The 6,469-nt window shown below is 33.6% G+C and carries 5 protein-coding genes; all 5 read left to right on the forward strand.

Features of this window, described 5'->3' with window-relative positions; all coding sequences use genetic code 11:
• Positions 1-121 precede the first annotated feature (121 nt).
• The 5 genes from cymR (at position 122) to recD2 (ending at position 6,242) form a co-directional block, all read left to right on the forward strand.
• Positions 122-541 (forward strand): cysteine metabolism transcriptional regulator CymR, encoded by a 420-nt coding sequence (gene cymR / locus DFR57_RS11965; RefSeq protein ID WP_114353441.1) that lies wholly within the window; start codon positions 122-124, stop codon positions 539-541.
• 17 nt (positions 542-558) lie between these two features.
• A complete protein-coding gene (locus DFR57_RS11970; protein ID WP_211315363.1) occupies positions 559-1,701 on the forward strand; it encodes a cysteine desulfurase family protein in 1,143 nt (380 codons plus the stop codon).
• Positions 1,702-1,731: 30 nt separating this feature from the next.
• Positions 1,732-2,844 (forward strand): tRNA 2-thiouridine(34) synthase MnmA, encoded by a 1,113-nt coding sequence (gene mnmA, locus DFR57_RS11975; RefSeq protein WP_114353443.1) that lies wholly within the window; start codon positions 1,732-1,734, stop codon positions 2,842-2,844.
• 334 nt (positions 2,845-3,178) lie between these two features.
• Positions 3,179-3,841: a tetratricopeptide repeat protein gene (locus tag DFR57_RS11980; RefSeq protein ID WP_114353444.1), complete on the forward strand. Its 663-nt coding sequence runs from the start codon at positions 3,179-3,181 to the stop codon at positions 3,839-3,841.
• Between the two features lie 37 nt (positions 3,842-3,878).
• Positions 3,879-6,242, forward strand: coding sequence for an SF1B family DNA helicase RecD2 (recD2, locus tag DFR57_RS11985; protein ID WP_114353445.1), 2,364 nt, complete (start codon positions 3,879-3,881; stop codon positions 6,240-6,242).
• The last annotated feature ends 227 nt before the right edge of the window (positions 6,243-6,469 follow it).

Genomic DNA, 6,469 nt, shown 5'->3' on the forward strand with positions numbered 1-6,469 from the left:
ATTCTAAAGTAATTCATCATGCTTGAATTCACATGAATGCATTCAGTATATCATTCATGCTATAATATCGAATAGTAAAACCAACTGAACGGAATGTAAGCTATATAATGAGGTGTGTTTAATGAAAATTTCAACTAAAGGCCGTTATGGCTTAACAATAATGATAGCTTTAGCTAAAAATAATGGAAATGGTCCCATGTCGTTAAAAAGTATAGCTAAAGAACATCAGTTATCGGAGCATTATCTAGAGCAATTAGTTGCTCCACTTCGTAATGCAGCTCTAGTTAAAAGTGTGCGGGGTGCTTATGGTGGTTATATATTGGCGAAAGAGCCAGATGAAATAACAGCTGGGGATGTTATCAGAATACTAGAAGGACCGATTACACCGGTAGAAGGAATAGAAGATGAAGAGCCAGCAAAACAAGAGTTATGGATAAGAATTCGGGATGCTGTTAAAAATGTATTAGATACTACGACACTAGAAGATTTATCTAACTATGATGAAAAAGGTACACAGGATCCATATATGTTTTATATTTAAAAAAGGGACGGATGAACATGAAACAAATTTATCTTGATCATGCTGCGACAACACCAATGGATCCGGCAGTGATTGATGAAATGACAGATAGTCTAAAAAACCTTTATGGCAATCCATCAAGTATTCATTCTTTTGGCAGAAAAGCTCGTCAAGCATTGGATAAAGTAAGAAGGACTACCGCAAAGGTTATTGGTGCAGATGAAAAAGAGGTAACTTTTACCAGTGGTGGGACTGAAGCTAATAATTTAGCTTTAATTGGTACCGCCTTTCGGAATAAGTCAAAAGGTAACCATATTATAACAACGAAAATAGAGCATCATGCAGTACTACATGCAGCTGAATATTTAGAAAAGAATGGGTTCCGAGTTACTTATTTGGATGTAGATAAAGATGGTATGTTAGATGTGGAGAAACTAAAAGCATCCTTAACTCAGGAAACGATTTTAGTATCTGTTATGATGGTTAACAATGAAACAGGTGTATTTCAACCAATAAGTGAGATTGGGCAGTTAATAAAGGATCATCAAGCATATTTTCATACAGATGCGGTACAAGCGCTAGGTCTAACTAATATTCATGTTGATAATTTATCTGTAGATTTATTAACAGTTTCTTCTCATAAAATAAATGGACCCAAGGGACTTGGTGTTCTTTATGTTAAAAAAGGCACCAAACTTGATTCACGGCAACATGGTGGCGAGCAAGAAAGAAAGAGACGACCAGGTACTGAAAATGTAGCTGGTATTATTGGTTTTGGTAAGGCCCTTGAGATTGCAGAAGAAAAAAAGCAGGTAAGAAAAGAAACCTATTTATCATTTAAAGAATTATTTTTAAAAATACTAGATAAAAATGAAATATCTTATTACATTAATGGTAGTAAAAATAATACCATTGAACATATTATCAATTTAAGCTTTCCGGGTACAAATGTTGAATCTTTGTTAACTAATTTTGATTTAGAGGGTATTGCTGCTTCTAGTGGAAGTGCTTGTTCTGCAGGTTCAGTTGAGCCTTCTCATGTATTGGTTTCCATGTATGGATCAGAGAATAGTCGAATAATTAATTCCATTCGTTTTAGTTTCGGATTAGCCAATGATTTATCTCAAGTTGAGCTAGCAGCAAATAAAATTGCTAAGATCGTAAAGCGGCTTACGAAGTAAAAGTAAAGCTCGTGGAAAGAAGGTGTTACGATGAAAAATAAGGAAGATATAAGAGTTGTAGTAGGCATGAGTGGAGGCGTTGATTCGTCTGTGACCGCGCTTTTGTTAAAAGAACAAGGTTATGATGTTATCGGGATTTTTATGAAAAACTGGGATGATACAGATGAATCAGGAATGTGTACAGCAACAGAAGATTTTGATGATGTTGTTCGCGTATGTAATCAGTTAGATATACCATATTATGCAGTTAATTTTGAAAAACAATATTGGGATAAAGTGTTTACCTATTTTCTAGATGAATACAAAAAAGGAAGAACTCCTAATCCTGATGTAATGTGTAATAAAGAAATTAAGTTTAAAGCATTTTTAGATCATGCACTTGCTTTAGGTGCTGACTATGTAGCAACTGGACATTATGCACAGGTTGAAAAAGTTGGAGATAGTTATAGAATGTTACGTGGTGTAGATGAAAACAAGGATCAAACTTATTTCTTAAATCAATTAAGTGACGAAGTTTTAAGCAAGGTCATGTTTCCACTTGGGCATTTACCAAAAAAGGAAGTGCGAAAAATAGCGACAGAGCATGATTTAGCTACAGCTAATAAAAAAGATAGCACTGGAATCTGTTTTATTGGAGAAAGAAACTTCAAAGACTTTTTAAGTGAATATCTTCCTGCGCAGCCTGGTAACATGACGACATTAAATGGAGAAATTAAGGGTAAACATGATGGTTTGATGTATTACACACTTGGCCAAAGACAAGGACTCGGGATTGGTGGTGCGGGTGAACCATGGTTTGTGGTAGGGAAGAATGTAGAAGAAAATGTTTTATACGTGGAGCAAGGTTATCATCATGATGCTCTTTATGCCGACGGATTAATAGCTAGTCAACTGAATTGGATTAATGAAGAGCCCGATAATAAACCATTTTCATGTACAGCGAAATTTCGATATCGCCAAAAGGACAGTGGCGTAACTGTACATCCATTAGAAGATGGGAGAGTAAAAGTAACTTTTGATCAACCAGAAAGAGCGATAACGCCAGGACAAGCAGTAGTATTCTATCAAGATGAAGTTTGCTTAGGCGGTGGAACGATTGATATAATTCTAAAAGATGAAAAACAATTAGACTATGTAGGATAATGTTAGAGGGCAGACTTTTATTCATATGAAAGTCTGTCTTTCTCCGTAATAAAGGCTTTTAGATACTTAGCTATGTAAAAACAACGGAAATTGTAAATTAGTAAGAATAGATTTAAATACAAAAAATTGAAATTTCAGCTACTTACTTTCTCGTAATTTTAATAGCTAATAAGTTTGTCTTATCCTTTTCATCGATGAAGTTATTGGTTTTTATGTCTTTAATTGATCTAAATTGTAAGTTAATTTTTACTCGAGTGGTAATTGGTCGATACACTTTCTAATTTATTCGTAATGAAGTAAAATAATAAGAAGTAAGTTGTAGGAGGATTTTGTAATGGACAAGATTAAAAAAGGAATAGACTTAATGCAAGAAAATAAATTTGAAGAGGCAGCAGTGATTTTTAACGAAATTATTGAAGAAAAGCCAAATGATCCAGTTGGATATATAAATTTTGCTAATCTACTTTTACATATGAAGGATTATGATAGATCAATTCGTTTTTTTGAACGGGCAATAGAACTTAATCAAAGTGCTGCAACGGCCCATTATGGACTAGGTAATGTTTATTTTGAAACAGAAGATTTCGTTAATGCTCGAAAAAGCTTTCAGAAGGCGATAGATAATGGTTTAGATGAAGCTGATGTTTTTTTCATGTTAGCGATGTCCTATCAAAACGAAGAGCATAATAAACTCTCATTACCTTTTTTTCAGCGGGCATATGAGTTTAATGGAAACGATGAATCAATTGTATTTCAATATGGTCTTGCTTTAGCTGCAACGAACCAAATAAAAGAAGCAAAAAGAAAGTTTCTAGAAGTGCTAGAGATGAACGAAACCCATAGTGACGCACTTTATAATTTAGGAGTCGTTTTTCTTTATGAAGAAAATATCGATCTTGCCTATGAACAATTTTGTAAAGCGTTAGACGTTCAACCAGACCATGTACTAGCTGGAAATGGAAAAAAACAAATCGAAATTCTTCGTGAATCTGAATGATAGATAGATCATAGTTTAAAAGGAGATTATTTTAGCAATGGAAAATCAAGAAGCTAATATCGAACAAAATTATATAAAGGGAGAAATGATCTATACAATTTTTTCGAATGAAGCTGAGCATTTTTCTATTGCTAAAATAAAAATATTAGAAACAAATATTACATTTAATGATGACGAGATTGTTGTAAAGGGTTATTTTAGAAAGCTTGACCCTGGTGAGACTTATGAATTTTACGGTGATTTTGTAGAGCACAAAAAGTTCGGAAAGCAATTCCAAGTTACAAATTATCAGCGATTTAGACCTAAAACAAAAGATGGTATTATTGCTTATTTATCTAGTGACTTGTTTGTTGGAATAGGAAAAAAAACTGCTAGCAACATTGTAGAGCATTTAGGTGAATCAGCAATAGAAAAGATATTAGCGGATAAAAATACTCTAAACGAAATCCCCCGATTGAATAAAGATAAAGCTGAAAAGTTATATACCGCACTTATGGAAAATCAAGGTTTTGAACACATTGTCTTAGAATTATCTAAATTTGGTTTCGGGTTAAAAATGACGCAAAAGATATATCAAGTGTATAAAGATGAGACATTAAATAAATTAGTAGAAAACCCGTATGAATTTGTTTTTGATATAGACGGTTTTGGATTCTTAAGAGCGGACACCTTAGCAAAACAAAATGGTCTGCCGATGGATCATCCTTCAAGAATTCAAGCAGCATGTATTTATACTTTGCAAAATAGCATTCAGGATGGTCATGTTTATCTGCCGGTTAAACAATTGCTTATAAAGATGGATGAATTATTACTAGGTGAATTTAATGGGATAAATTTTGATAAAATGGTAGAAGAATTAGATAAACTTAATACAGAAAAAAGAATTATCTTACTATCAAAAAAAGCGTATTTGCCAACTCTATATTATTCTGAGGCCGGAGTATGCTCGCATGTAAAACGGTTATATGAGAAAAAGACTGAAGCAAAGACAGATGAAGCTAGCTTATTAAAAATTGTTGGAGAAATAGAAGAAGCGGAATCTTTAAGTTATAGTAAAGATCAGTTTGATGCCATTAAACAAGCATTAGAGTCAAAAATAATGATTTTAACTGGTGGGCCAGGTACAGGGAAAACTACTGTTATTAAAGGAATATTAAAAGCATATGCGAAAATTAATAACCTTTCTTTAGATAGCGATGATTATGATAAGAGAACAGAATTTCCATTTGTACTAACAGCACCTACAGGAAGAGCTTCCAAGCGTATGACGGAGTCTACCGGGATACAAGGGCAAACCATTCATCGTCTATTAGGTTGGGACGGACATGAAAGTTTTGAGAAAGATGAAAATAGTCCTTTGAATGGAAAACTACTTGTGATCGACGAGTTTTCAATGGTAGATATATGGCTTGCTTATCAATTATTTCGCGCTATACCAGATGAAATGCAAGTTTTAATAGTCGGTGACGAGGATCAATTACCTTCTGTTGGTCCTGGTCAAGTATTGGCTGACTTAATGGCAAGTGATATCATAGATTACGTGCAGCTAACAGAGGTGTATCGTCAAAAAGAAGGATCAAAAATAATACAACTCGCACATCAAATTAAACAGAAAACAATAGTTGAAAATGATTTGGATAAAGCAAAAGATTTTAATTTTATTGAATGTAATGAAATGCAGGTAGTCTCCACGATTAAGCAAATAGTGAAAAAAGCAGTGGATAAAGGCGTCGATATTCATCATTTTCAAATATTAGCTCCGATGTATCGTTCAAGTGCGGGTATTCATCTATTAAATCAAGAATTACAAGAGATTCTGAATCCGAGTAAAAAAGGACAGCGAGAGATGCGGATGAAAGACGTGGTATACCGAAAGGGTGATAAAATCATCCAATTGGTGAATCAGCCAGAGGATGGAGTCTTTAATGGTGATATCGGAGAAGTCGTTGCAATATTCGATAAGGATGAGTCAACTGAGCAGGAAGAGCAGCTTGTAGTACAATATGATGAAAAGGAAGTTGCTTATTCTAGAAATGAATTGCTTAATGTGATGCACGCATACTGTACTTCTATTCATAAATCACAGGGTAGTGAATTTAAGATCGTAATATTACCTGTAATTCCAGCATATAAACGTATGCTTCGAAAAAATTTATTGTATACTGCAATAACGAGAGCGAAACAATCTCTTATTATATGTGGAGATAAAAGTGCTTTTTTAACTGGTGTAAGAACGGAAGATTCGAATCAACGATTCACTTCGTTAATTGAACAATTGCAGGATGTATTTCACATTAAATCAAATACAGTTATAGAGAACACAGGTTATACCTTGATTGAATCACTTGATCATGTCCAGGTTGACGATATTCAACATCTTTCTCCATATGATTTTATGTAAAATTACTGAAACAGGAGCACTAAAATTCTATTTTAAGCTTGAAAATTAAATCTATAATACACGAAAAGATTAGCGTTAGGGGAAAGGAAAATTCCTAACGTTATTTTTTTGCGCGAAATTGTATTTTTAATGGGCTCTAAAATATATGTTGGGGTAAAGAAAAAATTCAGACAAATAAAAACACGCAATCTCCTAATTTTGATAAACTTTGTTTAGACCAATAAACA

Source organism: Saliterribacillus persicus, assembly GCF_003337485.1.
Lineage (GTDB): Bacteria > Bacillota > Bacilli > Bacillales > Amphibacillaceae > Saliterribacillus > Saliterribacillus persicus.

Excerpts from the sequence above, each read along its gene's own strand:
- cymR (WP_114353441.1), top strand. The coding sequence starts at position 122 with ATGAAAATTTCAACTAAAGGCCGTTATGGCTTAACAATAATGATAGCT.
- DFR57_RS11970 (WP_211315363.1), top strand. The coding sequence starts at position 559 with ATGAAACAAATTTATCTTGATCATGCTGCGACAACACCAATGGATCCG.
- mnmA (WP_114353443.1), top strand. The coding sequence starts at position 1,732 with ATGAAAAATAAGGAAGATATAAGAGTTGTAGTAGGCATGAGTGGAGGC.
- DFR57_RS11980 (WP_114353444.1), top strand. The coding sequence starts at position 3,179 with ATGGACAAGATTAAAAAAGGAATAGACTTAATGCAAGAAAATAAATTT.
- recD2 (WP_114353445.1), top strand. The coding sequence starts at position 3,879 with ATGGAAAATCAAGAAGCTAATATCGAACAAAATTATATAAAGGGAGAA.